Source organism: Streptomyces sediminimaris (assembly GCF_047049295.1).
GTDB lineage: Bacteria > Actinomycetota > Actinomycetes > Streptomycetales > Streptomycetaceae > Streptomyces > Streptomyces sediminimaris.
This window is the reverse complement of the sequence record NZ_JBJWOT010000002.1, coordinates 255,349-281,768: the sequence shown is the minus strand read 5'-3', so window position 1 is coordinate 281,768 and position 26,420 is coordinate 255,349. Positions and strand designations below refer to the sequence as shown.

The following is a 26,420-nucleotide window of genomic DNA, read 5'->3' as shown; positions in this document are numbered from 1 at the left end:
GCAGCGGACGGCCCCCACCGAACCGGGCGTCCCTCAGCGGGGGTTGGCACTGTTTGCGCTTCGCGGTACGCGACTGGTCGGCGCAAGGCCGGGCATGACATCCCGTCGAAGCGCTTGCGTCGAATCGGTTCGCCCGAACTCGGATCTTGTACCAGCCCTCGGGACGGGCTCCCTGGCCGAGATCAAGAACCGCGGGACCGAGGCCGTCCGCATGGTCGTCTGCGACGGCTTCAAGGGCCTGCCCGACGCCATCGAGACGCTCTGGCCCCAAGCGATCACGCGAATGCGACAGCGAGACAAGGCGAGTTGTCTGCACGGCCAACACGATGTGAAAGCGTGAACGCACGGATACGCAAAGCCGTCCGGGCCCACGGGCACTTCCCGAACGAGCAAGCGGCGATCAAGTGCGTCTCCATGGCGATCATGTCCCTCGACCCGACCGGGCAGGGACTCAAACGCTGGTCACAGCGATGGAAGGCCCGCGTCAACGCCTCCGAGATCACCTTCGACGGCCGGCTCTCGCCCCCTGTTGCCCCCCACGACCCCAGAAACACCGTTCGATTCCCACTCGAGCCGGCGCATGTCACACGGAGAGACAGCACGGCGAACGCACCGGCAGCCGATGACGGATGCCGGCACGTTGGCCGGAGAGTGGATGACGACGAGTCTGCGGGCACGGCATCCCCCGCAGCAAGACCGAACGGGCGTGCGCTACCTCCTACCGAAAACGCCTCTGAACAGGCATGATGGACCTGACGCTCACTCAAGCCCCGCCGTGGTCCCCCGCCAGGCGGCCGAGGAGCCCGCTTTCCAAGTGGGGCGGAAGTCGCCACCCGAGGCGGTGCCGATAACGTGGCACAGTGATCATCTCGTGTGCAGCTGCACAGAGTTGGGGTGGTCGCCGACGGTACTTCGAGAAACGGGGACTCTTTGCCATGGCCAACTCGGCCCGCTCTGCTCGCACGAACCGTGGCACGCGCATGGGCGTGTTCATCGCGGCGGCAGTCTCAGCCGCGGTTTCCTTGACCGCCTGCTCCACCACGGACAGTGCCACCGAGCACTCGGACGCCGCGCCGGCCGAGAGGCCGCTGCTCACCAAAGCCGAGGCGAACAAGACGGTGGACACCTATCAGAAGGCCAACAACCAAGCCAATACCCGGCGTTCCCCGGCACTCATGGCGCGGGCGGAGGGCGGCGCCGTCCTCGCGATGGACCAGGCGTACTTCACACAGATCCCCGGCCTCGACAAGAGCGACGTCGCGGACAACCTCGCCCCCTTCGTGTATGTCAACCGCACCTTCTACATCCCGCCCGCCTCCTCGAAGGCCGACTGGTTCCTCGTACGCGCCCGAAGCGCGCACCTCACCCACGGCAAGCCGGGCAAGCTGTGGTCGAAGGACATCAGGTTCCTCGTCTTCAAGCGCTCGGGGAACGGCTGGCGGATGGTGGTCGCCCGCGACTTCTTCGGAGCCGACGTGGCCAAGGCACCGCACATCGCCCTCGACAGAGCGGGGCTGTTGAAGATCGCCGCCCCCGACACGAAGATCGGCGAGACCGCGCCCTCCCAGCTCCCGGACCTGGTCACCGATCTGTGGGTGACGGGTGGCAGCAGGACCCCGCTCGCCGACACCGCGGCCCTACGCACCGGGAGGTCCTGGCACGCCCAGCGGAACGAGAACATGGGCGATCATGCCTGGGTCGACTTCAAGAAGACCACCCCCTACGCCGGGGACGTCTTCGCCGCGAAGACCACTGACGGCGGCGCCCTGGTGCTGTCCGACAGCGCCGTTGACGAGACCTTCCTCGCCAAGGACCTGCAGTCCTACATCAAACTCGGTGACTCGGACAAGCCGTTCGTCAAGCACACCCCGGACGCGCGCATGGGCAAGGTCGTCCGAAGCTACGCACAGACGGAAATGGGGCTCATCTCCGCAGGCGGCAGGCCGTCCGTCTACTCCATCGGCACCCAGCTGACCAAGGTGGACGCCACACCGACAGCCGTGACCAACGCATGATGGCCACCCGCATACGGCGAAGGAGCAGCTGCCGTATGGATCACCGCCGGCGTCCGTGAGGACGTCACCGCCGCCTCATACGGGGCGGCGGTCTGTCCGGCCGCGCAGACGCCAAGGCCGGGCCCCGTCTGCGGACAGGCTCCAGCCGGAGGTCAGCGCCGGCATCGCCCAGTGGCCGTGGTCGTTGCCGGTGCCGTTGGCGGCGTCAACGACCCTGAGGTCGACGGCTTGGGCGTCGCAGACGTCGACGTCGACCGGCACCGCGGCCTGTCCGCCGCGGATCGCCGGCGTGGCCACCAAGGTCCTGCCGTCGGCGAGCACGGAGAACGTCACCGTTCCCGCACCGCCGTCTCGTCGTCGGCCCCGGCCTCCGCCGTCAACCGGGAGCACTTCCCGGCGAGGCAGAGGCCGACGTCGCTGACCGAGTCGGTGCCCGAGCCTCCGGCGTGGTCGGTGGGCTCACAACCGGGCACTGCTGCGCAGGTGGCGACTCCCTGAGCGGAAGGTGCGGGGTCAAGGTGTCCGGGGAACGGCGGAACGGGCGGCTGGAGTACCACGACGACGCCCTGCCCACCCTGAAGTGGCCTTTCCCCGACCCGATGGGCCCCCGGACCGTCATCGGGGAGTTCACGATGGCCGACGTCGTCACCGTTCCCAGCGACGTGGCCGTCCCCGAGGTCCGCACCTACGTCCCCGAGGTCCGCACCTACATGACCATCGAGGCGGCCGGTGATCTGGCGGCCCCCGACACACCCGCGTCGACCGCGGTCGACGTGCGCGGCCGGTCCGCACAGACCTTCCTCGTCGACGTCGTCGTCCGCTCCGGCGGCGCCGAGCGGCGCGCCGTGGCGAGGGGCCAGGACATCTACGCGGTCACCCCGCCGCTCGCGGTGGAAGCGGTCGACCGCATCCTCACGAAACGGACCAGGACGGTCGGCGTCGCCTCGGCCGGCGATATCTTCGACGCGTCCGGCTTCCTCCGCGCGCTGTCCCCGCACATCATTCTGGAACTGCATCCATAGAGCGCGGGCCCGCGCCCACCGTGCGCCAGGATGCTGCGCTTGCGGGGGGGTGCCTCTATGTCTTTCGTCAAGGCACTCCTGTCGGGTTTGGGGTGGTTCGGGGTTGCTGAGGTTACGCGGCGAGCTCGACGCCTTTCGGTGTCCGGGATTCGTAGAAGGTGCCGTCGCGGAGCATGGCGAACAGGACGCTGATGCGTTGACGGGCCAGGCGGAGGAGGGCCTGGGTGTGGGTCTTGCCGCGTGCTCGCTGGCGGTCGTAGTAGGTGCGGGAGGCGGGGTCAGCGTTCATGCAGGCGAAGGCGGAGAGGAACATCGCCCGTTTGAGCTGCCGGTTTCCGCCTCGGGGTGCGTGTTCGCCGTGGATCGAGGTCCCGGACTGCTTCGTGGTGGGGGCGAGGCCGGCGTAGGAGGCGAGGTGGGCGGCGGTGGGGAAGCTGGTGCCGTCGCCGACGGTGACCAGCAGGACGGCGGCGGTCCTGACGCCGACGCCGGGCATCGACGTCAGGACCGGGGAAAGAGGGTGAGTCTCCAGCAGGGCGTTGATCTGGGCTTCCATCGCCCGGCGATGGGTGTGGACGGCGGCCAGGGATGCGGCCAGGGAGGGAATGACGATGTCGAGGGTGCCGGTGCCGGGGACGACGACGGTCTGCTCGTCGAGTGCGTCGAAGACGTCGTCGATCAGCCGCTGGGCCATGCGGGGGGCTTTCGGGCGGATCAGCTCCACGAGTCTGCGGCGGCCGGCCTTGCGCAGGGCGGACGGGGAGCCGTAGCGCTCCAGCAGCCAGGTCACGGCCTGGTGGTCGAGGCGGGGACCCAGAACGCGCTCCAGCGACGGGTGGAACTGAGTGAGCAGGCCGCGTATCCGGTTGGACGTGCGGGTGGCCTCGGCCGCGAGATCCTGGTCGAAGCCCACGAGGACCGTGAGTTCGGCGGTGATCTCGTCGGTCAGTTCCAGCGAGCGCAGGGTGTGCGGCATCGTCCGTGCGGCGTCCGCGATGACGGCGGCGTCCTTGGCGTCGGTCTTGGCCTCGCCGGGGTAGAGGTCGGCGATCCGGCGCATCGCGAGTCCGGGCAGGTAGGCGACCTGGCAGCCGGCGTCGCGGGCGACGGTCAGTGGCAGGGCGCCGATGGAGGCGGGCTGGTCCACGATCACCAGGACGGTGCCGAACTTTTCGCGCAGCTTGGCGAAGACGGCCCGCAACTTGGGCTCGCTGTTGGGCAGCGGTTTGTCGAAGACCTTTTTCCCGGCCGGGGTGAGTCCGTGGCCGTGGTGGGCACTCTTGCCGACGTCCAGGCCCAGGAACACGCCCACGTCTTCGATCTCGAACATCGTGCCCCTTCCCCAGGGGTGTTGACGGTGCCGGCCTCGGCTCGGGTGTCGTGCTCGCGCATCCACGTTATGCAGACCTGCCGCCCGCGAACTGTCCGGCGTTGCGCCGGACCGGGCGGTGGCCGGACCTCTGATCAGCGTCTCCGACGGCACCTCCCGGGCCCGGTGACACCACCCCCCAGGTCATGCCTTCGACAGGGGGCAACAGTCATGCCGGGCCCGGAGGCCAGCGGCCCTCTTGCAGGACCGCGGAAAACATAACGGGGGGACTGCCGCAGAAAGCTCCACCGATGAGTTTGCGGCGGCGGTGCCGTCTACCCGTCGACGAAGGGAGCGCACCATGCGCAAGATCATCGTTTGTACGTTCCTCACGCTGGACGGCGTCATGCAGGCGCCGGGCGGCCCCGACGAGGACGCCGAGAGCGGCTTCGAGCACGGCGGCTGGCAGAAACCGGTGGCCGACGACGAGATGGGCGCGGCCATCGCCGGCTGGTACGAGGACGCCGACGCGATGCTGCTGGGCCGCAAGACCTACGAGATCTTCGCGTCGTACTGGCCGACCGCCGATCCCAACAACCCGTTCACCGAGCGGATGAACAGCATGCACAAGTACGTGGCGTCTCGGACGCTGGCGTCCGTCGAATGGCACAACTCCACGCTGCTCGAAGGCGACACCGTCGATGCCGTACGCGCGCTGCAGGCGTCCGAGGGCGGCAACATCAACGTCGTCGGCAGCGGCGACCTCGCCCAGACCCTCATGCGGCACGGCCTCGTGGACGAGTACCGCCTCACCATCCACCCGGTGATCATCGGTACCGGCAAGCGGCTGTTCGCCGACGGAGCGATCCCCACCGCGCTGCAGCCCGTCAGTGTCTCCACTACCAAGGGCGGCACCGTCGTCGGCGTCTACCGGCCACACGGCAAGCCCACCTACGACAGCTACTGAGTCTGTGCCCGCGGCCGCCGAGTGCCGCCGCCCCACGTCGAGGGCCGGGCCGCGTTGGAGGCCGCGCCGCTCTGCACCCGCCCCCCCTCGTGGCCGTGCAGGGCCCTGCGCCGGCATCCGCCAACCGAGAACCGCACACTCCCGCCCGGACGACGCCGGGGGCCTGCGGCGGCCCAGCCGCCGGACGGTCCCCGCCCGCGCCGGCGGCCGCACCACCGCGCCATCGGCACCCGGTCACCTGCGAGCCCGGCGCACAGGTCGCCGCATCCCGGCGGCCGCCCGCTCGCCCGAGCGACCCCGCGGCGCCCCAACTGCCCTTGTGCGCCGCTCCACGCGGACACCGTCTCAGACCGGCAGACGAGGCCCGCACGCCCGATGCAGTCCTCCCGGCTCCCCCGCGACGCCTGTATGCCGTTCGACGCGGCCACCGACCTGTTCACCGCCCTCGCCAGGGCCCCGCGGGGACGAGGCCGCCGCCCGCCGGGCGGACCAGGTCATCGCCCGCAAAGCCCCGGCACGGGTGAAGGGGTCGCGAGCCATCGGTACCCACCACCACCGCCGCGACCCAGCCCAAACGTTGGACCCGGGCCCCCTCTCGCCTGCGCGGCCACGCAGACGCCAGCCCCTTTGCATGCTTTGCTTCGGTCGCCGATGAGTTTCGGTGTGCCGGACGGTCCAAGCCGGCACACCTCACCAAGGGACCGACGTGACGGGGCCGGCTGCCGGTATGGAGGAGCACGTAGACGCCGCTCCAGCGCACCCGGTCTTCACCCAGCAGGGTCGTGTCCCCCTCCAGCGGACCTCTGGTGCGCAGGGCCGCATCGGCCCGGGCCGTCGCGTCCTCGTACTGCCGCACGGTCATCGCCGTGCTGGTCGCCAACGGCCGCATCACCACCCCCGCCCGCGCTTACGCGGCCCGGCAGCGCCTGCACCTGGTCGACCGGCGCCTACCGACGCCTGGCCACCTGCCCTCACCCCCTCTGGCAGCTCCTGGGCGCGAACGGGATGCCGGCGCTTCTGACCACGTCGATGTCCCAGGACGCTTTTCTGCCGTGGGGCTGGCGCACGGGGTGTTTGCTGCCGGCGATCATCGTCGGTGTGGGGCTGGTGATCCGACTATCCCCCTCCACCATCCACTCGTAGGAGCTCTTGGCGAAGTGGTGTGCCTCGGCGAGCGCGTCGTGAGCCCGGCGCTTGGGGCGGAACCCGTAGGAGCACGGGAGGAAATCTGCCTCAAAGACCGGCTCCAGCACCAGCTTCAGGGACGCCTGGACCACCCGGCCGGTCACCGTCCCGGAACGCGTCCCGATCACCGTCGTCCGGAGCACCCGCGACAAGATCGACGCCCACTTCAGCGAACTGCTCCACTCCCTACCAAGCACCTGCCAAGCACCTGACCTCCGTCGCCAATCGACGGCTCGGACCTCGTGGCAACCATGCGGGCCAGGCGCAAAAGGTCGGCGCCGGGATGCAGTCAGGAGGAGCGCCGCGGTGCCGGAGACAGGAGCGGCCCCACAGGCGCCGAGCTGCGGTACCGCACGCGCCGAATCGTGAGTTCCTGGCCTTGCCGGACTCGACGCGTGGTGACCCTGTGCGCGCCTGCGCGTGGACGTCGGGCTATCGGCGCCGCTGGTAAAGGACCGTCGTGGCCGGCGCGAAGACGGCCATCAGCACCGCGCACGCCAGCAGCACGACGAGAACCTGGTGGCCGGTGGCGGTGCCGTCCATCAGGCCGCGGGCCGCCGTGACCAGGTGGCTGACCGGGTTGGCGTCGGCGACGCGGCGCAGCCATCCGGGCATCGTCGTCGGGGCGACGAAGACGTTGCTCAAGAAGGTGAGCGGGAAGAGGATCACGAAGCCGAGGTTCATCACCGCGGTCGGGGTGCGCAGGACCAGGCCGAGCGTGATCCAGGCCCAGGACAGCGCCGAGGCGAACAGCGTGACCAGGCCGACGGCGGCCAGGACTCCCGGCGCGCCGCCGTGCGCGTCGTACCCCATCAGGAAGCCGAGGCCGACGACCAGGCCGGCGGCGAGCAGGTACCGGCCGAGGTCGCCGATCAGCGCTCCGACGACCGGCGCCGGCCGCCAGATCGGCAGAGAGCGGAATCGGTCGAAGGCACCGGTGGACAGGTCCCGGTTCAGGGTGACCCCGCTGTAGACCGTCACGAACACCATGGCGAGCACGAGTGTGCCGGGCAGCAAGAACTGCAGGTAGTCGTGGGTGGAGCCGGTCAGCGCACCGCCGAAGAGATAGGTGAACAGCAGGGTGAACAGGATCGGGATCCCGATCACGTCACCGAGCTGCTCGGGCACGTGCTTGAGTTTGAGCAGCGAGCGCCACGCGAAGGTCAACGAGGCGGCGACCGGGCTGGCCGGCTGCGGACGGGGTACGACGAGGTCGGTCATGTGAGCGCCTCCTGCGGGTCGGCGGGGGCTTCGCCTGCGGTGCTCCCGGTGAGGGCGAGGAAAACCTCGTCCAGGCTCGGCTGCCCGTAGCCGAAGTCGGTGACGGCGATGCCGGCGTCGGTGAGGCGGTCGAGGGCACGGACGGCGAGCGCGGTGGGCTGGGCGCCGGGCCCGGCGGACGGGATCCGCGCGGTGAGCACGGCCGGGTCGGAGTCGAGGTGCGCCTCCGTGCCGAGCGCGGCTGCCAGCATCTTCTCCGCGCGTGGCCGGTCGGCGGGGTCGAGCAGCCGGACCCGGACGCCTCCGGTGCCGACCGAAGCCTTGAGCTCGCCACGGGTGCCCGCCGCGATCACCCGGCCGTGGTTGATCACCGCGATCCGGTCGGCGAGCTGGTCGACCTCCTCCAGGTACTGGGTCGTCAGCAGCACCGTGGTGCCGTCGGCGACGATCCCGCGTACGACCTCCCAGACGTTGTTCCGGCTCCTGGGGTCCAGGCCGGTGGTGGGCTCGTCGAGGAACAGCAGGTCGGGGCGGACGATGATGCTGGCCGCGATGTCAAGGCGTCGACGCATCCCGCCGGAGAGCCGGCCGCCGAGCCGCCCGGCGGCGTCGGCGAGGCCGAAGGCCTCGAGCAGCTCGTCCGCCCGTCCGCGGGCCCGACGCGCCGGGTAACCGTGCAGGCGGCTGAGCAGCACCAGGTTCTCCCGCGAGGTGAGGTCCTCGTCGACGGAGGAGAACTGGCCGGTCAGGCTGATCCGCCGACGTACGGCATGCGGCTCCCGCTGCACGTCGCGACCGAACACTGCCGCGCTGCCGTCGTCCGGGCGCAGCAGGGTGGTGAGCATCCGGATCGTGGTGGTCTTGCCCGCGCCGTTGGGTCCGAGGACCCCGTAGATGCTGCCGGACGGGATGTCGAGATCCACCCCGTCGACGGCGCGGAGCGTGCCGAACGTCTTCACCAGACCGCGTGCCCGCACGGCAAGATCAGGCTCGGAAGGTGTCATGCAGGCAGAGTAGCTAGGATTTGGCCACATGGACAAGCCAAATGGACAAACCGTTGGGGACAGCTCGGCCGGACGCGGGCCGGACCCCCGCCCGACGCGCGAGAAGCTGATGACCGCCGCGGCCGAGCTGATCGGCGAGGTCGGCTGGGGGCGGGTCACCACCCGGGCGGTCGCCGAGCGCGCCGGGCTCCCGCACGGCGCGGTCAGCTACCACTTCCGAGGCAAGCAGGACCTGCTCATCGAAGCGAGCATGTCCGCGTTCGCCAACGCGATGCCGTACGCGGAGTTCGCCACACCGTCCACGATGGACGAGCTGCTCACCCTGGTCGGTGCCGAGATCGGGGCGGGGGTCGCCGGCAACAGGGCGCTGACCCGGCTGATGTTCGAGTCGCTCCGCGAGGCCGAGCGCGACGAGAAGCTGCGGGCCCGGTTGGGCGAGATGCTCGCGACGTACCGGCAGGTCATCGTCGACCTCGTCCGCACCACCCAAGCCGACGGCGCGATGCCCGCACAGGTGTCGCCCGAGGGCGTCGCGACGCTGCTGGGCGCAGTCGGTGACGGGTTGCTCCTCCACGCGCTGCTCGACCCCGACCTCGACGTGGCGGGGGCGCTGGAGACGCTGCGGGCGCTGCTGGCGCGCCGCTAGTGCCGCAACAGGCAACGTTCGCCCCGTCGCGACGCCCGGCACGCACTCTCGCCGCACCTGCCGAAACCCCAAGTACGTCCAGTACGAGGGCTTCCGGCCGCCACGCCGAGAGCACGCACCGGACGCCGCTCCTTGGCGGACAAACGTTGCCTGCCGCGGCACTAGTAGATCGTCGCGGCTTAATTTTGCTGTGTGGTTGGGTAGAGGTGGCGTAGTTTCACGCGTGCGTCGTCGGTGGTGAAGTGCCAGTCGACGTGGCGCTGGTTGCTGTTGGTGTGCTGCTGCCAGGCGGCGAGTTCGGTGTTGAGCACGGCGAGGTCGTCGATGCGGCGGTCCAGGCACTGGCGGGTGAGGGCGGAGAGCTCGATCTCGGCGATGTTGAGCCAGGACCCGTGTTTGGGGGTGTGGTGGATCTCCAGGCGCTGGGCCAGCGCGAAGGCCTTTGCCGGGTCGAACGCCTCGTAGAGCGAGGCGGTGGTGTGGGTGTTGAGGTTGTCCATCACCAGCACGACCGTGGTGGCGTCGGGGTAGTCCACGGTCAGGAGGTGCTCGACCTGGTGCGCCCAGTCGACCCTGGTCCGGCGGGGCCGGGCGTCCACGCGCCGCCATCCGCGCAGTGGCTCGACCCAGCAGAAGATCGAGCAGGTCCCCGAGCGGACGTACTCGTTGTCCTCGCGCCGGTCACGGCCCGGCCGCGCGGGAAGCGGATCGCGGACGTGGCCGAGCAGCTGGTACGGCTTCTCGTCCATGCACACCACCGGGCGGGCCGGATCGAAGGGGCGGCGGTAGACGGCCAGGACGTCCTCCATCGCCGCGGCGAAGGCCGCATTCGCAGCGGGCGGGATGGTCCAGTACTTCTTCACGTGAGGACGCAGTTCCGTTTTTTTAACACCCGGCCGATCGTGGAGTGGTCCAGATCCGGGATGTCCTCGGCCAGCGCGACGTGCTTTTCCAGCAGTCGCAGCGACCACCGGGCGTGTCCCTGGGGCGGCGCCGAGCAGGCGAGCGCGATCAGCCTCGCCTCGACCTCGCCGGTCACCAAGGAGGGCACCGGCGGGCATGCGCGTTTCTTCCGGCCGACCGTGGCCCACACATCGCCGCCGGTCTCCGCGTACCGCTTCGAGATCAGGCGGACCGACTCGCACGAGACCCCGACCCGCTCCGCGATCACCGCCCGCGGATCGACGTCGCCGACCGACGTGTCCAACGCGAGCAGCACCCGTGCCCGCCTGATCATCGACGCGCTGCGGACCCCCGTCGTCGTCACGCGCACCAACGCCTGACGATCTTCGGCACTCAACGCAACCGGATACTTCTTCTGCGAGGACACGGCACCCCTGCCCGGCCGAACGGAAGCGACAAGAGGAGCTTGCCCGACCCCAACTCCACCAACCAGAACAACACTTAGCCGCGACGATCTACTAGCCGCCACGGCTTGGCCCGAGGCCGACTGGCGGTCCGGGCCACGCCCCGCGCGAGGTAGCAGCACCAAGCGTCCCCGTCCCGCGGGTGCGGGCGCTGGGCGACGGGCGGGTGGTCGCGCGTACCCTCGGAGGGTGGCGGCAGCCGAGCTGGATGATCTGCTGGCGGCAGGGGACGAGGCCATGGCAGCCGGCCAATGGGGCGATGCCAGGGCCGCGTTCGAGGCTGCGCTGAAGCAACATCCGGTTGCCGAGGCGCTCGCCGGGCTCGCCGACGTGATGTGGTGGCAGGGGGAAACCAAGGACGCGATCAAGCATGGGGAACGCGCCTACGCCGCGTTCCGCCGCCGTCCCAATCCGTTGCATGCCGCGCAGTCGGCGATCGGGCTCTACTTCTTGTACAGGATCAGCCTGGGCAACACCGCGGCGGCACGAGGGTGGCTGGGACGGCTGTCGCGGCTGGTGGAGGAGGCCGATCTGGCGCCGCTGGCCGGATGGGTCCTGCTGTTGCGTGCCCACGACAGCGACGATGCGGCGGCAGCGCGGCGATGGGCGCAGCAGGCGAGCGAGCTGGCCCGGCGGTTCGCCGACCCCGATCTCGAACTGTGCGCGCTGAGCCAGCTCGGGGCCGCCTTGGTGCAGCTCGGGCGGCTTGCCGAAGGCGGTGCGCTGCTCGACGAGGCGATGGCCGCGTCGCTCGGTGGGGAGTGCCGGCGACTGAACACGGTCGTCTACACCAGCTGCAACATGATCAGCTCTTGCAGTCGCGTCGCCGAGGTCGAACGAGCCACCCAGTGGATCCGCGCCGCCGACGGGTTCACCCGCCGCTACGGCTGCGCCCATCTGTACACGCACTGCCGGACCTACCATGGCGCCGTGCTCTTCGCCGCCGGGGATTGGGGCGGAGCGGAAAAAGCGTTCCGAGAGGCACTGCGCATCGGCCAGTCCGCCGAACGCGCCCTGTACGGCGAGGCGCTGGCCGGGTTGGCCCAGCTGCGCCTCGCCCAGGGACGTATCGAGGAGGCCGAGCGGCTCCTGGACGGCTTCGACGACCACGTCGCCAGCACCGCGGCCCTCGCCGTACTGCGGCTGGCGCGCAACGACCCCGCCACGGCGGCCCGGATGCTCCGGCGGCGGTTGCTCGAGGTCGACGAGCGCCGACGTGACCGGACCACCTCATACCGGGCGGGAGCCGCGATCTGTCTCGACCAGGCCGAGCTGCTGGAGCTGCTCAGCGAAGCCGAGATCGAGATCGACTGTCTGGATGAGGCGGCCGAGACCGTGCGGCGGATGGCCGCGCTGCCGACGGTTGCAGGCCATGACCTGATTGTCGCGCGCACTGAGCGCGCACACGGCCGAGTCCTCGCCGCCGGCGGCGACGTTCCCACCGCGGTACGCCACCTGGAGCGCGCGCTGGCAGGCCTCGAGCGGCTGGAGATGCCCTACGAGGCCGCACGCACCCACCTCATACTGGCCCCACTGACGGCGGACCGAGATCGCCCCGCCGCGGTCGCAGAGGCGCGGGCCGCGCTGGCGGGTTTCGACGCGCTGGGCGCGAGCCGAGACGCCGACGCCGCCGCGACCCTGCTCCGATCGTGGGGGGAGCGCGCGACCCGCGGCGGCCGCAACACCACCGAGGCACTGACAAAACGGGAGCGGGAGGTGCTGCTCCTACTCGGCGAGGGGCTGTCGAACCGAGAACTGGCAGACCGGCTCTTCCTCAGCCGGAAGACGATCGAGCATCACGTGCGCGGCGTGCTGACCAAGCTCGGTCTGCGGAGCCGCGCCGAGGCCGCGGCCTACGCCGTACGCCACGTCGAGGGCGAATCAGCCACGAGTTGAGGGTTCTCGCCGATGGCATCGGGCGCGGACGGGCGCACCCTGGCGGCATGCCAGACCAGACAGAACCAGACCAGACAGAACGTGACCAGACAGAACGTGACCAGACAGGACACCATGGCGGGCCGATGACGCGGACTCCCGCGGTCCACGAGGTGAACCGCGAGGCCCAGGAATCGCGTGCGCTCGTCGAGCTCAAGCATCGTGCCCGAGCGATGTGGGCCGCGGGCGACTATCCCAGCATCGCTGAGCGGGAGCTGTGGCCACTCGGCGAGCGCATCATCGCCTGCGTCGGCGTACGGCCGGGCGAGCACGTACTCGATGTGGCATGCGGGTCGGGCAACGCGGCGATCCGCGCGGCCCAGGCCGGTGGCCACGCCGTCGGCCTCGACCTCACCCCCGAACTGTTCCACGCAGGACGCAGGGCCGCAGCAGACGCCGGAGCCGAGGTGGAGTGGGTCGAAGGCGACGCCGAGGAGCTGCCGTTCGACGACGCCACATTCGACGTCCTGGTCTCCGTCCTCGGGGCGATGTTCGCCCCGCGCCATCGCGTCGCCGCCGCCGAACTCGCCCGGGTACTACGTCCCGGCGGGCGGCTGGCCCTCATCTGTTGGACACCCGAGAGCGGTATGGGTGACGTCTTCGCAGCCCTCGCACGCTACCTGCCGGCGCCGCCACTGTTCGCGTCCCCTCCGATCCTCTGGGGCCGGGAGGAGCACGTGCGCTCGCTGTTCGCCGACGCTGCCGTCGACCTCGAGTTCGAGCATGGCGAGGCCCACTTCCCGCCGTTCGCGTCCGCTGAGGACGACCTCGAGTACCGCCTGAACAGATTCGGGCCCCTCATGGCCGCGCGCGCCGTGGCGGAGGCGGACGGCCGCTGGCCCGAGCTGCATCGCGACCTACTCGCGTTGCATCAGGGCCTGACCTCGGCCGAGTATCTCCTCACGGTCGGACACAAGCACTGAAACGGAGAACCTCAACGGTCAACCACTCCCGCACCCTGGCTACGACGCCATCGTCGTCGGCGCCCGCTGCGCCGGGTCACCGACCGCGATGCTGCTCGCCCGGAAGGGCTACCGGGTCCTGCTCGTCGACCGCGCCACCTTCCCTCCGCTACCGTCTCCACGGACCTCATCCACCCATCCGGCAGCGTCCTCGAACAGCCGTCGAAGCCCGGCGCCTCCCCTCCCGCCTGGGCGTCCTGCGGCACATCGGACCGGCAGGAGGTCTGCGTAGTAGGCCATCACCACGTCAGGGCAGGGCCCGGGGATCCAGGCCCTGGCGAAGCCGTCGGCAAGACTGAGGCGGCCGTCGGCCGCGCGCCGCGCCGCCGCTTCGGGCTCGGCGCCACACACGAAGTTGAAGATGCCGTGCACGAGAACGATCGGTGCCATGCCACCCCCGCCGCCATGAAGCAGCCGCTCGGCACGCTCTGGCGTTCGGATCATTGCACGGGTGACGGGAGGCCGGGACAGGCTTGGCCGAATCCTCGAACAGCGGAGTGTGAGCGCCGAACCGGCTGAAGGACCCGCCCCTGTACGCATGACCCGCGTCGGCTTCGGCGGTGGCCGCCGCCTGCTGCACTGCCGCAGCGCCGCTACCGGAGGCAGCGCCGCGGATCCGCCCGGGCCGAGCACGCCCTGACGGCATGTCTGCCCCGCCCATCACGCCGTCGACTCGCCGCGGGATCGACCCGTGTGACGCGTGTGCCAATATGACATGATTCTGTATGGTTTGGGTTTCTGGCTCTGACAGGACAGCCGGGCCCGGCGGTCCCGCGCCTCATTCGCACGCAGGGCAGGACCGCCCACTCGCCACCGGCTCACCCCCGACAGTCCCGGACCTGCGGGCACACCGGCCCGGCCCAGCCCCGAACTGCGGCGGGTCGCCCCGCTGCCCGGCCGTGATCACGACCGACAAGGACTTCTGCCCCCTGCTCCACTGCGAGGTGAACCTTGCCGGTCAGTGGCCGCGGGAGCATCCGAAGCCGTGGCCGGACGGCTCGACGCAGTGATGCGGCGTGACTGTCAGTAGTACGGCGTGCATGCCTTCGGGGATCCGTACTGCTGCACGCAGGCGTGGGACAGCGTTCCCGCGTCATTGAGCCAGCTGGTCGTCGTGCCCGGGCTGTACTGGGTGGCTTTCCCGCCGTTGGACTTGTTGTACACCCAGATCTCCCATCCTGTGTCGGACGCCTTCGCGACCTGGGCTCGCACACTCCTGCATGACGGGTTGTACTGCAGCCATACGGCAACCGACTGGTCACCGCGGCTGTTGACGGACTCCGCGCTGTACACGTCCCGGTACCCGCCGGAACAGGAGGCCGCGGGCCGGGCTGGAGCCGCACTTGCCGAGGGGCCGATCACTGCTCCGCTGACGCACAGCGCCCCGACGCTGAGTGCGGTCGTGACTGTCCTTCGGAAACGCGAACGATGGTTTCGTTCCACCAGATCTCCCTGGGATCGGCATCGGCCGGATTGAGATCCGCCGATGCGTGGATTCGGAGCAGCGCCCACGCTGACGGACCGCGGGCCGGGATTTCCAGCATCGGCCACGAAGTGACTGCGCTCTGGGACGTCTCATGCTCTGACCTGGGCAAACACAGCCGTGAGTGACACCACTGCGGGACAGGGCGGCCTTCTTCTGTGATGGGAGACATGCGTTCTTTGATCATGCAGCGCGGGTGAGTGTGCCGATGTGGTGTCGGCGTCCGTACTCGGCGCGGACGGACGCCGGTTTTGTGCGCACTACCTGGCCACGAGCCCCCACCAGAGCGGTTTATCGGCTGGGCTGCGGGGCCCGCTCACCGGAGCCGCAAGCCTCGGCGAGACGCCGCTGGACCGTCCCGGCCGTGACCTGCGTACGGCCCTCGGGCAGGAAGGGCGGTGCGGGCAGCGGATCGGCGACACGGCCGAGCGCATCGTGCATCAGGTGCAGCCGGGCCCGCCGCGTGGCCAGGTAGGTGGCCTCGGCGTGCAGCCGTTCCGGGCCGTCCAGGAGGCGGTGTTCGGCCATCGCGGCATCCGCCGGGCCGGCCAGTGCGTCCACGGCGCGCCGGGCGGTGACCGACCGCTGCCGCCATGCGCCGACCGGTTGCTGCTCCGGCACGGGCAGCGGCGGCGGGAAGGCCCCCGCAGCCGGGCCGCGTCCCCCGCGTGGCCCCTGCAGACGGCGGCGGCGTAGTCCCGCACGACCGCGCGGGCCTGGGCCAGCTGCTCGACGCGCGGAGCATCCAGAGGCGGAGCGTCCGCTCCCGCCAGCAGGCGGTCGCACAGATGGTCGGCGATGTCGGGCTCGAGCGTGCCCGCAGCCACCGCGCCTCGTGGTCGCACAGAGCGACCTGATCGAGGAGCCAGTCGGCACTCGCCTGGAGCTCGGGCACACCGGCCGACACCGCCCGCAGCGTCTGGTAGTCCTCGATCAGGTCGCCTCGCGGCCGGGAGCGCTGCGGCAGGCGCCGCAGGAGCCGGGCGAGGCCGGTGCCGGTACGGGTGAGGAGGTCCTCGGTGGCCTGGTCCTGTTCGCCTGCCCCCGGTTGAGGGCGTCGGCGAGTACCCCGGACGGCGGAGCGTCGGCGAGCACGTGCATGTGCCAGGCCCAGGCGGCCGCCGCGGCCACCCAGTCGAGGACCTGTTGCTGGGGTGCGTCGGCCGCGCGCCGATACAGCCAGCTGCTGAGCCAGAGGGCGGTCCGCGCCGCCCGGTCGGGATCGCCCGCCTCGCCGACGCGGGCCGCCAGTTCGCCGGGGGTGTGTTCGCGCAGCTCTCCTGCGTCGGCCGAGAGGATCGTCAACGGCCGGCGCCCGTCGTCCAGCTGCAGCCACCGGCGCAGCGCCTGGCGCTGCCCGTGGACGACCTCGCGGACCTCGATGCGCGCGCGGCCGCGGCGGCCCGCGCGGCTCCCGTCTCCCCCGCCGCCGGTGCGGCTGCCTGCTCTCACTCCACCGGATCGGGCGGCACCTCGGCGTAGCGAGGGCGAAGGCATCGCCTCTCGCGCCGGTCAGCAGCGCGGCCAGGTCGTCGGCAGCGGCGGTCCGTTCGCTCATCGCGGCTCTCTCTGCTCGGCGACAGGGGGCACCGCGCGGCAGGCGGCAGGCGGCAGGCGGCAGGCGGCAGCTTGCCCGTGAGCAGGCGGGTCCGCGGCCGGAGGGCCGTTCCGCCCGCCGCCTCCCGGGAGGCGGCGGGCGGCGCTCACCCCTCCGCTTCCGCCCCGCGGGAAACAGGTGCGTGACATCGCCGGTTTTGCCCCACCGGGGCGAGCGTAGGCCCGCACCGATCACGGCCCGGCGCGGTTGCTGCGCGCCCCCTGCTCCGCCGGACCGCGGCTGGGCATCCTCAGCGTCCCTGCGCGGGCCGCCCTCCGCGGCCTCGGCGTGGTCCGCGCCCGCTGCGGCGCGCGCTGCGGGGCCTGGGCACCGGGCTGTCCGCGACGGCGCCGGCGGAGGAGAAGCCGCCCGGGACGCGGGTCGGCGCCGGGAAGTCGGAACGCGGAACCGGGGGCGCAGGCACGGCTGCCGGCCGCGGCGCGCGGGCTGCGACCGTGGCATGGGGCATCAGCACCGCGCAGGCCTCTTCGACGATCCACACCCGGCCCACGACGGGGTCGTGCCGCACGACCAGCACCACGCCCCCGGTACACAGGGCCCGGATGGCGGGGTGGGCGGCGCACCCCACGGCGCGGCAGTGACAGGACGCGTGACGGCGTGCCTTCGCCGCCTTGGCGTGCGCGGCGGCACGCCCGGCCGCGAAGGCGCGCAGCCCTGCGAGGTCCTTGGACCGGGCCGGCATCCGGCACCCGCTCCCGCTGCAGGTGACCGAGGCCGGACCGTCACGGTGCCCGGCCGGCCGCACCGTCCAAAACCGCCCGGAAAACCGGTCAGCGGCCCGTTCACTGTTCGCACTCGTCACGCAGATCCATCCGCTCATCGATGCGAGGGCGCTGTGCCCGCCCGCTGCCGCCCGCCTCTTCACTCCCTCGGACAGCACAGTCCTTCCCCCACGGTGCCGCCCCACGCCGCAAGCGCAGGAGCCCACGGCCCTCCCGTCCGCCAGCGGACCTCGCTCGCCCGGTGCGCCCGACCCTCATCGCGGCCCCTACACTCGCAAGCCGTTTCCATTCACGGGGAAGATCACACCAGTGAACCAGCACCACCGCACCACCCGGCCGGCGGCGCCCGGCGAAGCACCGATCTACGACACTCTCGTGGCCGAACTCGGCGACGTTCAAGCGGAGGCCAGTCGCATCGCCGAACAGGTCCAGCAGGACGCGAACCGGCCCGTCGACTTCCGCGCACCGTGCGATCCCCCACGCTGACAGCCGTCCTGGATACATGCCGGGCTCAGCTCCCGGTTGACTGATCGGTGTACGCCAAGATCCGCTCGATGTCCCAGGCGTGATGGGCGGCGTCGTGGGCGTTGTTGCGTGCGATGTCCTCTGCCCGCTGCACGCCACGGTCGGCGTGCTCAAGCACGACGTGTTCCTCCAGTGCGGCAGACACCGACTCCGCCCAGGCCTCGGCCGCCCGCTGCAGCGACCACACAGCTCCCGCCAGGCAGACGTCGTTGTAGGAGCGGGCCTGGGCCAGAAGGTCTTGGTCGTAGCCGGGGACCTGGCGCACGCCAGTGAGCCTCGCCCCGGCCAGTCGCTCGGCCCAGTTGCGCAGATTGTCGGTGACGTGGCTGATGTAGGCCGCGATGTTCCAGGCCAGCTCCGGATGCCGTTCATCACCGCGGCGCCCCTTCACCAACGCCCCGTACCGCGCCGGAAGATCCTCGACCAGTCCAACGGCTTCACGCGGGCTCAGCGACCAGCCGAATCCGCAGTCCCGGCAAGGGTTCCCGTAAAGACGTGCTCCCCACAGCTCCACGGGATGCCAGCCTATCGATCGAGCCCTCGGCAGCCGCTGACGCACCGACTCGTTCTCCTCGGACAGGCCCTGGAGATGTCCGGGGGTGGTGCCGATGCAGGGGGCAGCGTGCGGCGGACGGATCAGCCCGCGGAGGCCGAGCGGACCGGGGGCGGAGCCGTGCCGCTGGTAGGCGCGGTGGGTGGCCAGGCTGCCGGGGATCGCGACGAGTCCGGTCTGGTGGACGTCGGTCGGCTGCAGGGCAGGGGGGACAAGGCGTCCCGGGGCGAGCCCGGCGGCTTCGTGGGCGAGGAGGTTCCCGGTCTTCTCTGACCGCAGGCAGAACGACCGTGCAGGCGAGCGTCCAGGCGACGGGCGGCCACCACCCGGGCCCGGCCGCGTGGCCGGCGGTGAACGGCAAGGAAGTGAAGGCGTCGTTGGCCCTCGCGACCGCCGTCACCATGAGCGCGCAGGCGGCCCGCCGGGCAGGCGCCCGCCGGCGTGCAGGACACCAGCGCGGTCAGCCACAGCCAGCAGGCGGCGGGCCGGGGTGTTCAACGACGCTCAAGATGCCTATGTGAGCGGCGGGCTGAGAGCATGCTGTGTGCCGACGGGTTCGGACGCATGTCTGCGCGACGGTGGTGATCGTCGGCGGCGACACCTTGCCGATCAGGAGGGCATGCGAAGGCCCTCCCGGCAAACTCTTGGCCGAGTCCGAAAGGGCCGTGCAGCGCGCCGAGGCACCGGTGCTCACGGTCGCGGATACGCATGCTCGGATGTGGGGCGATGCCGGCAGGAAGGAAGGCCGACCATGATCCTCCCGAAGGTCAGAGACCCTCGCTTCGTGACGATCCGCCGCGGTGGGACCCTCACTGATGCGGACCATCATCTCCTCGCCCTTTGGGCGGCGGCCTGCGCGGAGCACGTCCTTGACCGCGTCGAGTCGGCTCAGCCTCAGAACCCTCGGCCGCGGCGGGCGATCGAGCATGCCCGCGCCTGGGTGCGAGGCGAGGTCAAGATGATGCAGGCCCGCTCGGCGGGCGGCCATGCGATGGGCGCGGCCCGGGACCTGCGTGGCGCAGCACGGCATGCCGCTTACGCCGCCGGCCAAGCCGCAGTCGTCGCGCACGTCGCCGCGCACGAGCTCGGTGCGGCTGCCTATGCGATCAAGGCCGCACGCGCTGCCGCGCCGAAAGGCGAGAGCGAGGCCGCAAGGCGACTCGAGTGCCAGTGGCGGCGCGACCGGCTTCCGGAGGCGATTCGCGAGCTCGTATTTGACGACCAGCGATTGCGCAACGACAACTGCTGGTCGGTGTTTGACTGCTGAGGCCGATCCACCGGCACCTTGCCGAGGAAGACGACAGCTCACCGACGACGGCCCCGCCGGAACACCAACCGGCGGGGCGTATGTCGGCGATCTCTGAACCTGGTTTCACGGAACGGCGACAGCGTAGGACCAGGACGTCGTAGGTGAAGAGCGGCGGGCGGATGCCCTGGCTGGGGGCGAGGGCGCGCGGTTCTCCATGGGAGCGGGTGAGATACGCGATGACGGCGGCGCGTAGTGCGCCGCGCTGGCCGGGGATGGTGGCGTGTTCGGCATGGGCTCTGATGCCGTCGACGGCGATTTAAAGGGGGAGCCCCATTGGAGGGCGAGGTCGTAGGCGGTCTCGGATGTCATGGCGTCGGCCCGAGCGTGAACCCGGCGGGCGGCGGTCGGGGTTGGTTCGGATGCCCGCCCTGATCTCCGCAAGGCGTGCCCTGCGGCGGATGCGGGCGGACGGGTAGCCGCTGGTGCCAGGCGATGATGCGTGGCGAGCGGGCGACGGCGACCAGGGCTTTGGCATGGCCGGGGCGTTTGATCACGGCTCGCCGGAGTGAACTGACGTCCGCCGATGAGTCGGCCAGGCATCTGCAGGAAATGCTGGCCGAGAGCGGGGTGATCCTGCTGGACGGCTTACTGATCCGCACCCGACGGCGCACCGGGGCACAGAACCGGAAGAACTACTCCGGCAAGCGCAAACACCATGGCCCTGCTCGTGATCGCGCTCACCGGTGACTGGTGACCCGCGGAAGCGGATAGCGTCTCAGTACTGCGTGCAGAGCCTTCCGCGGCGGTGTGCCGCATCCGCAGCCCGGCTAACAGTTGATAAAGTTGACTTTATAAAGTTAGCTTTAGTCTGTGACTGTGGACCCCTTTGCCGATCTGGCAACAAACCTGTGTGTTGTCGGCGGGCGACTCGCGCGCCGCATGCGCCACCTGTACGCCGACGGAGAACTCGCCTTTCCCGAGATCTCGGTCCTGGCTCGCCTGCACACCAGCGGCCCATGCAGCCAGAGCGAGCTGTCGAACCACGAAAAACTTCTGCCGCAAGCGCTCGTCCCGACCTTGGCGTCCCTGGAACGCCGTGGCTTCATCGTGCGTGGGCGGGATGCACGCGACCGCAGGAAGACCACGATCACCCTGACCGCAGCCGGCACGGCAGCACTGGCCTCGCAAGCCCAGTCCGTGACGCAAAGCATCGGTCACGCTCTGTCAAACGCTCTGGCTCCCGACGAACGCGCCCAGCTGACCGCCGCCATGCCTCTGCTGGCCCGCATCGCCGACCTGCTGTGAGCAGTTGCCCGAGCCGCTGGCAGACCCGCGCACGACACCACCGCTCGCACCTGTCCCGACCAAGGAAGCCTGCATGACCCACACGACGTGGATACCCCTGCCCGACGGGAACCGCCTGGCGGCCGACACCGCCGGCGACGGCCCCGCCGTCATCCTGCTGCACGCGGGCATCGCCGACCGGCGCATGTGGGATCAGCAGGTGCGCGCCGTGCTGCAGCACCACCGCGTCATCCGCTACGACCAGCGCGGATTCGGCCGCAGCCCGGCTCCCACCGCGCCCTTTGCCCCCGTCAGCGACCTGATGGCAGTCCTTGACCATTTCGACGTGCGCTCCGCAACGCTGGTCGGCGCCTCCCTCGGAGGCCGCATCGCCGTCGACTTCGCCATTCAGCACCCCGATCGGACCAGGTCACTCGTCCTGGCCGCCCCAGGCATCACAGGCATTCCGCTGCCCCCGGGAAAACAAGCCGCCGCCTTCGCCGAAGCAGCCGCACGACGCGACTTCACCCGGTTCGTCGACATCGCCGTCAGGCTGTGGGCACCCCTGGCACCGCACTCCGAGACCACGCTCACCATCCGCCGCATGATCACCGACAACCTCACCGGCTTCACCCTCCCCCCGGACCTGAGCCGATGGGGCAGCCCACCGGCAACACAACGCCTGCATGAGCTGTGCTGCCCCGTAGATCTGATCACCGCCATCCACGACACCCCGCACGCCGCGAAGGTCGCCCGCAGCATCGCCGACGCCCTCCCCGCTCAGCAGCTCATCTGTCACAGCCTCGACAGCGACCACCTCATCCCGGTCCGCGCCGCTGCATCCTTCAACGCCTTGCTGCTGCAGGCCCTGAGCCGGGCCTGACCTGGTACGCACACGGAACACAACCGACTGCACCCGCCAGCCATGTGAAGAACGCGCAGGCCGCGATAGTCCTGAACACCATGAACGCCGCACTCAGCTCCGGGTTCCGCGCAGACAGGGCCGCTGAGTTGACACACCTCTCCGTGAGCGGCGACCGCCGAGCAGATCCCGGCAGGTCGGTCTCGCCCGCCGCGCGCGCTGTGCTCGGCAGTGGCAGCGGCCCCGGCCGGCACGGCGCCCCGCCCGTGCGGAGTCACAGACTCTGGCCGCCGGATGCTTCGATGCGCTGTGCGGTGATCCACGATGCCGCTTCGGCGGTGATGGCGCGCACGGCGTTGCCGATGTCTTCCGGTTCCCCGACGCGGCCCGACGCGTGGTTGGCCGTGATCACGGCGCGGTAGTTGTCGTCGTCGCGGATGACGCCGCCGGCGAAGTCGGTCGCGGTCGCGCCAGGTGCGAGAGCGTTCACGGTGATGGCGCGCGCTGCCAGCACTTTCGCAGCGTACTTCGTGTAGACCTCGACGGCGCCTTTCATGGCGGCGTAGACCGAATATGCCGGGTTGGCGGCGTAGCGGGTCAGGCCGGTGGAGGTGAACAGGATTCGGCCGCCGTCGCGGACGATGGGGGCCAGTAGTTCGGTCAGCAGGACGGGTCCCCGGACGTGCACGGCGTAGAGGGCGTCGATGTCGTCGGCGGTGGTCCGGCCGAACGGGGTCAGCTTGTCGAACCCGGCGTTGTTGATGAGGATGTCGAAGTGGTCGGTGCCCCATCGGTTCCGCAGCTGTGCGCGCAGTTGCTCGGCGAAGGACGGGAAGCTCTCGGGCTGGGTGAGCTCGAGCGGCAGGGCGGCCGCGGTGCGGCCGCGGGCGATGAGCTTGCCGACCACCTCCTCGGCTTCGTCCGGGTTGGAGCGGTAGGTGAGGATGACGTCGGTGCCGTCGTCGGCGAGAGCGTCGGCGGCGGCGCGGCCGATGCCCCGGTTGCCGCCGGTCACGAGTGCGATGCGAGTCATGGTCGGATCTCCTTCACGGATCACGAGAACAGCGCTAGGCGGCGCGGGGGATGTAGGCCAGGCCGTGGGCGCCGGGCTCGCCGAGCTTGGCGATGTCCAGCCGGGCCAGGCAGGACATCGCGTCCAGGTCGATGACGTGCACCGTGGAGTCGATGACGCTGGCCACGTAGCCCAACGCTCCGTCCGGCGACGAGATGATCGTCAGCGGGCACCGGCCGACGTCGATGCTGCCTGCCTTCTCGTGGCTCTCGGCCGAAAATACAGTCAGTTGCCCCGGCGTCCGGAGCTGTCCCGGCTCCGCGTGTGCGTTCCCGCTGCCGTCGCCTGAGGCCATCCGCACCTCTCCGGCCAGCAGCTTGCCGGTGGTGGTCAGGTGCACCGGTACCACGAGGTCGTCGGTGGGCAGCGTTTCGACGACGGACCGGGTCTTGGTGTCGATGACGCGGATACCCGGGGCCGTCTCGGGCCTGGCGCCGCCGAACGACGCGTACGGCGACGCCAGGTAGACCCTCGCCCCGTCCTGGGACACCGCGAGACCTTCCCCGCCGGGCACCTCGATCCGGTCCGTCAGCGTGCCGCCGAGCAGGTCCACGACGGACACGAACGGTGCTTCCTTGTTGCTGGCGTACCCCGTCATCCCGTCCGGGCTCGCCACGAACCAGTGCGGACCGGGTGCCTCGGTGTCGATCCGGTCGAGCACCCGCCGGGTGGCGGTGTCGACGATCACCACTCCCCCGACGCGGGTCCGCGACCCCTCCACGCTCACATACAGCCGCCCGCGCGCTACGTCCAGCGCGAGCCCGTGCGGGCCGTGCTCGGGGGCGAGGTCGACGACCTCCACGATCTGCCGGGTGTCCGGGTCGATCACGGTCAGCTCGCTGCGGCGGCCGGCGTTGGCGTGGTAGTACCCGCCACGGTAGGTGTTGGCGCACCACAGCAGACGGTGGGTCGGGTCGAAGCACAGCTCGTGTGGCTCGGCCAGCGTCTCCACGGTGTCGAGATGCCGGTCCGACACGGCGTCGAAGAACGACACCGTGGGACCGCTCTGACTCACCACGGCCACCACGTCCCCGGTCCGGCCGGCTCGGGCCGTCTGCGGCATGACTACCCCTCTCACATCGCGTGTCTCACCCGTCCGCATTCTGCGAACACATGCAGCCTCCATCGACCCGGGCATGACGGCAATGCAAAGATCGGCATGTAATCATTGCGCTCAGCGCAAAGACGGAGGGAGAGGACGACCGCATGGACCTCAACCTGCTGACCGCGCTCGACGCACTGCTCCAGGAGGGCAGCGTGACCAGAGCCGCCGACCAACTCGGCACCTCACCGGCCGCGATGAGCCGCAAACTGGCCAGCCTCCGCCGCATCGTCGGGGACCCGCTGCTCGTCCGCGCGGGACAGCAGATGGTCCCCACCGACCGGGCGCTCGAACTCCGAACTGAGGTACGCGCGCTCATCGAACGCACCGAGGCCATACTCACCTCCACGCGCGGACTCGACGTCGCCAGCCTGAACCGGACCTTCACCGTGCAGGCCAGCGACGCGCTACTGGCCGCCCTGGCCGCACCGCTGATCAGCCGGACCCGCTCCCAAGCCCCGGCGGTCGGTGTCACCTTCATACCCGAGTCGGTGGAAGACACCCCCGCGCTCCGCCAGGGCTCCGTCGACCTCGAACTCGGCGTGCTGGACCACCTCGACCCAGAAACCCACACCGAGCCGCTGGCCCGCGTGCCGATGGTCGCCACCGCGCGCCACGACCACCCACTCTTCGACGCGCCCATCAACGCGCGCCGGTTCGCCGACGCCGATCACATCGGCATCTCCCGCACCGGCAAACGGCACGGCCCGATCGACACCGCACTGGGAAAGCTGGGCCTGCGCCGCAACATCGCCGCCGTCGTACCCAGCCACACCAGCGCGATGATGCTGGCACGGACCACGGACCTGGTCTGCCTGACCATCGCCACCGGCAACCTGCCTGACGCGGTCACCGCACTGGGACTACGCACCTTCCCCATCCCCCTCAACGTCCCACCCATCGAGATCGGCATGGCCTGGCACCCCCGCCACGACACCGACACCGCCCACCGCTGGTTCCGCGACCAAGTCCGCACGACCATCGGGGGGCAGACATGAACCCCGACCCGTGGGAAGACATGCCTCCCACGCCCATCGCGGCATCAACACCGTGAGCAGCCACGAATGCGGGATCAGCGGTGTAACCGGCGGCCGTTGTGGGGAACCCGGCGTCGGCGGGCCGACCGCCGCGGTCGGCCCGCCCGCACCGCATCAAGGCGAGCATCATCCCTGTCCGACGGCGAAAAGGTCACCCGCGAGATCACCCGCGACCCCGGCGCGGGCGGCCAGCGCATCCCCTTCCGCGTCGGCACGGTCAGCCCGGTCCGCTTCACCATCGAGTCCGCCACCGGTACGTCGTCGAAGAAGCAGATCGCCATCGCCGAGATCGAGTTCTTCGGCCGGTCGAGCGCCAAGTCGGCCTGAGCGGCCCTCGGCAGTGCCGTGGGAACAACCGAGAACCTGCCGTCAAGCCGCCGGAGGTCGCACGGCGCCTGCGAGTGAGGCCGAAGTAGGCTTACCAGGTGACCGGGCGCCACCCGTCCCAGGAACCGGGGGACGCCCCGGCTGATGGTGAGGACTACTGGACTGTGCTGCCGAGGTGCTTCGCTCGGCAGCACTTCGTCGCTGCGGCGCCGGGCACGGTCCGGGACGCCTTGGAGGTCGGCGGCGGTCAGACGCGCTGAGTTCCCGGCCCGGGGCTTTGCCCGGTGCCCTCCATGAACTCCTGCTTGCCGCGCGGACCTTGCAGCTCGACCAGGGCCTGGCGATGGTGGCTGGAAAGGCGGTAGACGCCGTCGTCACCGAGAGAGCCGGAGTCGAGGCAGTCGTCGAAAGTCTGATTCCGGATGGCCAGGTTGCCGAGGACGGAATCGAACGCGTCGGGGACGGCAGCGCGGAACGTCCGGCCTGGCTGCTCCTGGACGTCGACCAGGAGCAGCGTGCGTTCCTTTGAGGAGAACGTCTCGCCGTCGGCGACGACGAGCGCCGGATAGGCGCTGCCCTCCAGGACCAGTGCGAGCAAATCCGGGACGGACAGCCCCTCGTGGGCCGGATCGTGCATGACCGTGAGCCAGTCCGTGTCAATCTCGTCCAGCAGCGCCTGCCACGCTACTTCGTCCGTGAAGTCCGTGCGCAGTAGCGGGGAATAGTCGGTCCCGCTCAAGGGTGCGGCGGTCATGTGTCCTCCGGCGTCCGGGAGGCCCCGAGTGTATACACCACCCCCCACTGGGTCATTCGGCGCGGACGGCGAGAAGGGGCAGACCGTGATTTCCAGCCGCTTTTCCGCGGGGAGGCATGGAGGTGGTCTTCCATGTCCAGCGGCGAAGACCGCTGGAGCCGCTGGCATCAGCAGTGATCAGTCAGCGGGCCGGAGCTCG

General features: G+C 70.5%; 28 protein-coding genes and 2 pseudogenes. 16 read left to right on the top strand and 14 right to left on the bottom strand.

Annotated elements, in window-relative coordinates:
- Nucleotides 1–172 precede the first annotated feature (172 nt).
- Nucleotides 173–747, top strand: a pseudogene (locus ACJ9NR_RS39225) (transposase); the annotation flags it as partial.
- A gap of 275 nt (nucleotides 748–1,022) precedes the next feature.
- On the top strand, nucleotides 1,023–2,015 hold the full coding sequence (locus ACJ9NR_RS39220) for a DUF8094 domain-containing protein (protein ID WP_412494425.1): 993 nt from the start codon (nucleotides 1,023–1,025) through the stop codon (nucleotides 2,013–2,015).
- Nucleotides 2,016–2,090: 75 nt separating this feature from the next.
- On the opposite strand, the gene ACJ9NR_RS39215 is transcribed toward ACJ9NR_RS39220, so the two are convergent.
- On the bottom strand, nucleotides 2,091–2,348 hold the full coding sequence (locus tag ACJ9NR_RS39215; RefSeq protein WP_412494426.1) for an NPCBM/NEW2 domain-containing protein: 258 nt from the start codon (nucleotides 2,346–2,348) through the stop codon (nucleotides 2,091–2,093).
- 68 nt (nucleotides 2,349–2,416) lie between these two features.
- On the opposite strand from ACJ9NR_RS39215, the pseudogene ACJ9NR_RS39210 reads away from it, so the two are divergent.
- Nucleotides 2,417–3,037: pseudogene (locus ACJ9NR_RS39210) on the top strand (saccharopine dehydrogenase); the annotation flags it as partial.
- Between the two features lie 112 nt (nucleotides 3,038–3,149).
- Here ACJ9NR_RS39210 and ACJ9NR_RS39205 read toward each other — a convergent pair.
- On the bottom strand, nucleotides 3,150–4,367 hold the full coding sequence (locus ACJ9NR_RS39205; RefSeq protein ID WP_412487501.1) for an IS110 family RNA-guided transposase: 1,218 nt from the start codon (nucleotides 4,365–4,367) through the stop codon (nucleotides 3,150–3,152).
- Between the two features lie 340 nt (nucleotides 4,368–4,707).
- Here ACJ9NR_RS39205 and ACJ9NR_RS39200 point away from each other — a divergent pair, with 340 nt between their 5' ends.
- The gene (locus tag ACJ9NR_RS39200) at nucleotides 4,708–5,313 is read left to right on the top strand and encodes a dihydrofolate reductase family protein (RefSeq protein ID WP_412494427.1); all 606 of its coding nucleotides are present in this window, start codon (nucleotides 4,708–4,710) and stop codon (nucleotides 5,311–5,313) included.
- A 971-nt stretch (nucleotides 5,314–6,284) separates the two neighbouring features.
- Here the strand turns inward: ACJ9NR_RS39200 and ACJ9NR_RS39195 are convergent.
- The 3 genes from ACJ9NR_RS39195 to ACJ9NR_RS39185 all read right to left on the bottom strand — a co-directional run bounded on the left by ACJ9NR_RS39195 (nucleotide 6,285) and on the right by ACJ9NR_RS39185 (nucleotide 8,723).
- Nucleotides 6,285–6,695 (bottom strand): hypothetical protein, encoded by a 411-nt coding sequence (locus ACJ9NR_RS39195; RefSeq protein WP_412494428.1) that lies wholly within the window; start codon nucleotides 6,693–6,695, stop codon nucleotides 6,285–6,287.
- A gap of 235 nt (nucleotides 6,696–6,930) precedes the next feature.
- Nucleotides 6,931–7,719, bottom strand: a complete 789-nt coding sequence (locus ACJ9NR_RS39190; protein WP_412494429.1) for an ABC transporter permease — start codon at nucleotides 7,717–7,719, stop codon at nucleotides 6,931–6,933.
- Nucleotides 7,716–8,723 (bottom strand): ATP-binding cassette domain-containing protein, encoded by a 1,008-nt coding sequence (locus ACJ9NR_RS39185; RefSeq protein WP_412494430.1) that lies wholly within the window; start codon nucleotides 8,721–8,723, stop codon nucleotides 7,716–7,718. Before ACJ9NR_RS39185 ends, ACJ9NR_RS39190 begins: the two co-directional genes overlap by 4 nt.
- A 109-nt stretch (nucleotides 8,724–8,832) precedes the next feature.
- On the opposite strand from ACJ9NR_RS39185, the gene ACJ9NR_RS39180 reads away from it, so the two are divergent.
- Nucleotides 8,833–9,369, top strand: coding sequence for a TetR/AcrR family transcriptional regulator (locus ACJ9NR_RS39180; RefSeq protein WP_412494431.1), 537 nt, complete (start codon nucleotides 8,833–8,835; stop codon nucleotides 9,367–9,369).
- Nucleotides 9,370–9,548: 179 nt separating this feature from the next.
- On the opposite strand, the gene ACJ9NR_RS39175 is transcribed toward ACJ9NR_RS39180, so the two are convergent.
- On the bottom strand, nucleotides 9,549–10,232 hold the full coding sequence (locus ACJ9NR_RS39175) for an IS630 family transposase (RefSeq protein WP_412490659.1): 684 nt from the start codon (nucleotides 10,230–10,232) through the stop codon (nucleotides 9,549–9,551).
- A complete protein-coding gene (locus ACJ9NR_RS39170) occupies nucleotides 10,229–10,699 on the bottom strand; it encodes a helix-turn-helix domain-containing protein (RefSeq protein WP_412512785.1) in 471 nt (156 codons plus the stop codon). Before ACJ9NR_RS39170 ends, ACJ9NR_RS39175 begins: the two co-directional genes overlap by 4 nt.
- 226 nt (nucleotides 10,700–10,925) lie before the next feature.
- Between ACJ9NR_RS39170 and ACJ9NR_RS39165 the strand changes: the two genes are divergently transcribed.
- Nucleotides 10,926–12,632, top strand: a complete 1,707-nt coding sequence (locus ACJ9NR_RS39165; protein WP_412494433.1) for a LuxR C-terminal-related transcriptional regulator — start codon at nucleotides 10,926–10,928, stop codon at nucleotides 12,630–12,632.
- 47 nt (nucleotides 12,633–12,679) lie between these two features.
- Nucleotides 12,680–13,594 carry a class I SAM-dependent methyltransferase gene (locus ACJ9NR_RS39160; protein ID WP_412494434.1) on the top strand — a complete coding sequence of 305 codons (915 nt, stop codon included), beginning with the start codon at nucleotides 12,680–12,682 and terminating at the stop codon, nucleotides 13,592–13,594.
- Between the two features lie 1,062 nt (nucleotides 13,595–14,656).
- Here the strand turns inward: ACJ9NR_RS39160 and ACJ9NR_RS39155 are convergent.
- Together ACJ9NR_RS39155 and ACJ9NR_RS39150 are read right to left on the bottom strand one after the other, a co-directional pair.
- A complete protein-coding gene (locus ACJ9NR_RS39155; RefSeq protein ID WP_412494435.1) occupies nucleotides 14,657–14,845 on the bottom strand; it encodes a hypothetical protein in 189 nt (62 codons plus the stop codon).
- Nucleotides 14,846–15,407: 562 nt separating this feature from the next.
- A complete protein-coding gene (locus tag ACJ9NR_RS39150; RefSeq protein ID WP_412494436.1) occupies nucleotides 15,408–15,737 on the bottom strand; it encodes a hypothetical protein in 330 nt (109 codons plus the stop codon).
- 47 nt (nucleotides 15,738–15,784) lie between these two features.
- Here ACJ9NR_RS39150 and ACJ9NR_RS39145 point away from each other — a divergent pair, with 47 nt between their 5' ends.
- Nucleotides 15,785–15,973: a hypothetical protein gene (locus tag ACJ9NR_RS39145; protein ID WP_412494437.1), complete on the top strand. Its 189-nt coding sequence runs from the start codon at nucleotides 15,785–15,787 to the stop codon at nucleotides 15,971–15,973.
- Between the two features lie 76 nt (nucleotides 15,974–16,049).
- Here ACJ9NR_RS39145 and ACJ9NR_RS39140 read toward each other — a convergent pair whose 3' ends face one another.
- Nucleotides 16,050–16,568, bottom strand: a complete 519-nt coding sequence (locus ACJ9NR_RS39140) for a hypothetical protein (RefSeq protein ID WP_412494438.1) — start codon at nucleotides 16,566–16,568, stop codon at nucleotides 16,050–16,052.
- Nucleotides 16,569–17,765: 1,197 nt separating this feature from the next.
- On the opposite strand from ACJ9NR_RS39140, the gene ACJ9NR_RS39135 reads away from it, so the two are divergent.
- Nucleotides 17,766–17,942 carry a hypothetical protein gene (locus ACJ9NR_RS39135; RefSeq protein WP_412494439.1) on the top strand — a complete coding sequence of 59 codons (177 nt, stop codon included), beginning with the start codon at nucleotides 17,766–17,768 and terminating at the stop codon, nucleotides 17,940–17,942.
- A gap of 25 nt (nucleotides 17,943–17,967) precedes the next feature.
- Here the strand turns inward: ACJ9NR_RS39135 and ACJ9NR_RS39130 are convergent, their stop codons facing one another.
- Complete coding sequence (locus tag ACJ9NR_RS39130; RefSeq protein ID WP_412494440.1) at nucleotides 17,968–18,495, bottom strand: hypothetical protein; 528 nt, start codon at nucleotides 18,493–18,495, stop codon at nucleotides 17,968–17,970.
- Between the two features lie 108 nt (nucleotides 18,496–18,603).
- Here ACJ9NR_RS39130 and ACJ9NR_RS39125 point away from each other — a divergent pair, with 108 nt between their 5' ends.
- The 5 genes from ACJ9NR_RS39125 to ACJ9NR_RS39105 all read left to right on the top strand — a co-directional run bounded on the left by ACJ9NR_RS39125 (nucleotide 18,604) and on the right by ACJ9NR_RS39105 (nucleotide 21,950).
- Nucleotides 18,604–18,807, top strand: a complete 204-nt coding sequence (locus ACJ9NR_RS39125) for a hypothetical protein (RefSeq protein WP_412512784.1) — start codon at nucleotides 18,604–18,606, stop codon at nucleotides 18,805–18,807.
- 478 nt (nucleotides 18,808–19,285) lie between these two features.
- Nucleotides 19,286–19,801, top strand: a complete 516-nt coding sequence (locus ACJ9NR_RS39120; protein WP_412494441.1) for a putative immunity protein — start codon at nucleotides 19,286–19,288, stop codon at nucleotides 19,799–19,801.
- Between the two features lie 474 nt (nucleotides 19,802–20,275).
- Nucleotides 20,276–20,530, top strand: coding sequence for a hypothetical protein (locus ACJ9NR_RS39115; protein ID WP_412494442.1), 255 nt, complete (start codon nucleotides 20,276–20,278; stop codon nucleotides 20,528–20,530).
- Between the two features lie 123 nt (nucleotides 20,531–20,653).
- Nucleotides 20,654–21,088 carry a MarR family winged helix-turn-helix transcriptional regulator gene (locus ACJ9NR_RS39110; protein ID WP_412494443.1) on the top strand — a complete coding sequence of 145 codons (435 nt, stop codon included), beginning with the start codon at nucleotides 20,654–20,656 and terminating at the stop codon, nucleotides 21,086–21,088.
- 73 nt (nucleotides 21,089–21,161) lie between these two features.
- Nucleotides 21,162–21,950 (top strand): alpha/beta fold hydrolase, encoded by a 789-nt coding sequence (locus ACJ9NR_RS39105; RefSeq protein ID WP_412494444.1) that lies wholly within the window; start codon nucleotides 21,162–21,164, stop codon nucleotides 21,948–21,950.
- Nucleotides 21,951–22,203: 253 nt separating this feature from the next.
- On the opposite strand, the gene ACJ9NR_RS39100 is transcribed toward ACJ9NR_RS39105, so the two are convergent.
- Together ACJ9NR_RS39100 and ACJ9NR_RS39095 are read right to left on the bottom strand one after the other, a co-directional pair.
- The gene (locus tag ACJ9NR_RS39100) at nucleotides 22,204–22,962 is read right to left on the bottom strand and encodes an SDR family NAD(P)-dependent oxidoreductase (protein ID WP_412494445.1); all 759 of its coding nucleotides are present in this window, start codon (nucleotides 22,960–22,962) and stop codon (nucleotides 22,204–22,206) included.
- A 34-nt stretch (nucleotides 22,963–22,996) separates the two neighbouring features.
- Entirely contained in the window at nucleotides 22,997–24,064 is a 1,068-nt protein-coding gene (locus ACJ9NR_RS39095) for a YncE family protein (protein ID WP_412494446.1), read from the bottom strand.
- Nucleotides 24,065–24,207: 143 nt separating this feature from the next.
- Here ACJ9NR_RS39095 and ACJ9NR_RS39090 point away from each other — a divergent pair, with 143 nt between their 5' ends.
- Together ACJ9NR_RS39090 and ACJ9NR_RS39085 are read left to right on the top strand one after the other, a co-directional pair.
- Nucleotides 24,208–25,101: a LysR family transcriptional regulator gene (locus ACJ9NR_RS39090; protein WP_412494447.1), complete on the top strand. Its 894-nt coding sequence runs from the start codon at nucleotides 24,208–24,210 to the stop codon at nucleotides 25,099–25,101.
- Nucleotides 25,102–25,197: 96 nt separating this feature from the next.
- Nucleotides 25,198–25,467, top strand: coding sequence for a hypothetical protein (locus tag ACJ9NR_RS39085; RefSeq protein ID WP_412494448.1), 270 nt, complete (start codon nucleotides 25,198–25,200; stop codon nucleotides 25,465–25,467).
- A 247-nt stretch (nucleotides 25,468–25,714) separates the two neighbouring features.
- On the opposite strand, the gene ACJ9NR_RS39080 is transcribed toward ACJ9NR_RS39085, so the two are convergent.
- Complete coding sequence (locus ACJ9NR_RS39080) at nucleotides 25,715–26,221, bottom strand: DUF6924 domain-containing protein (protein ID WP_412494449.1); 507 nt, start codon at nucleotides 26,219–26,221, stop codon at nucleotides 25,715–25,717.
- Nucleotides 26,222–26,420 lie beyond the last annotated feature (199 nt).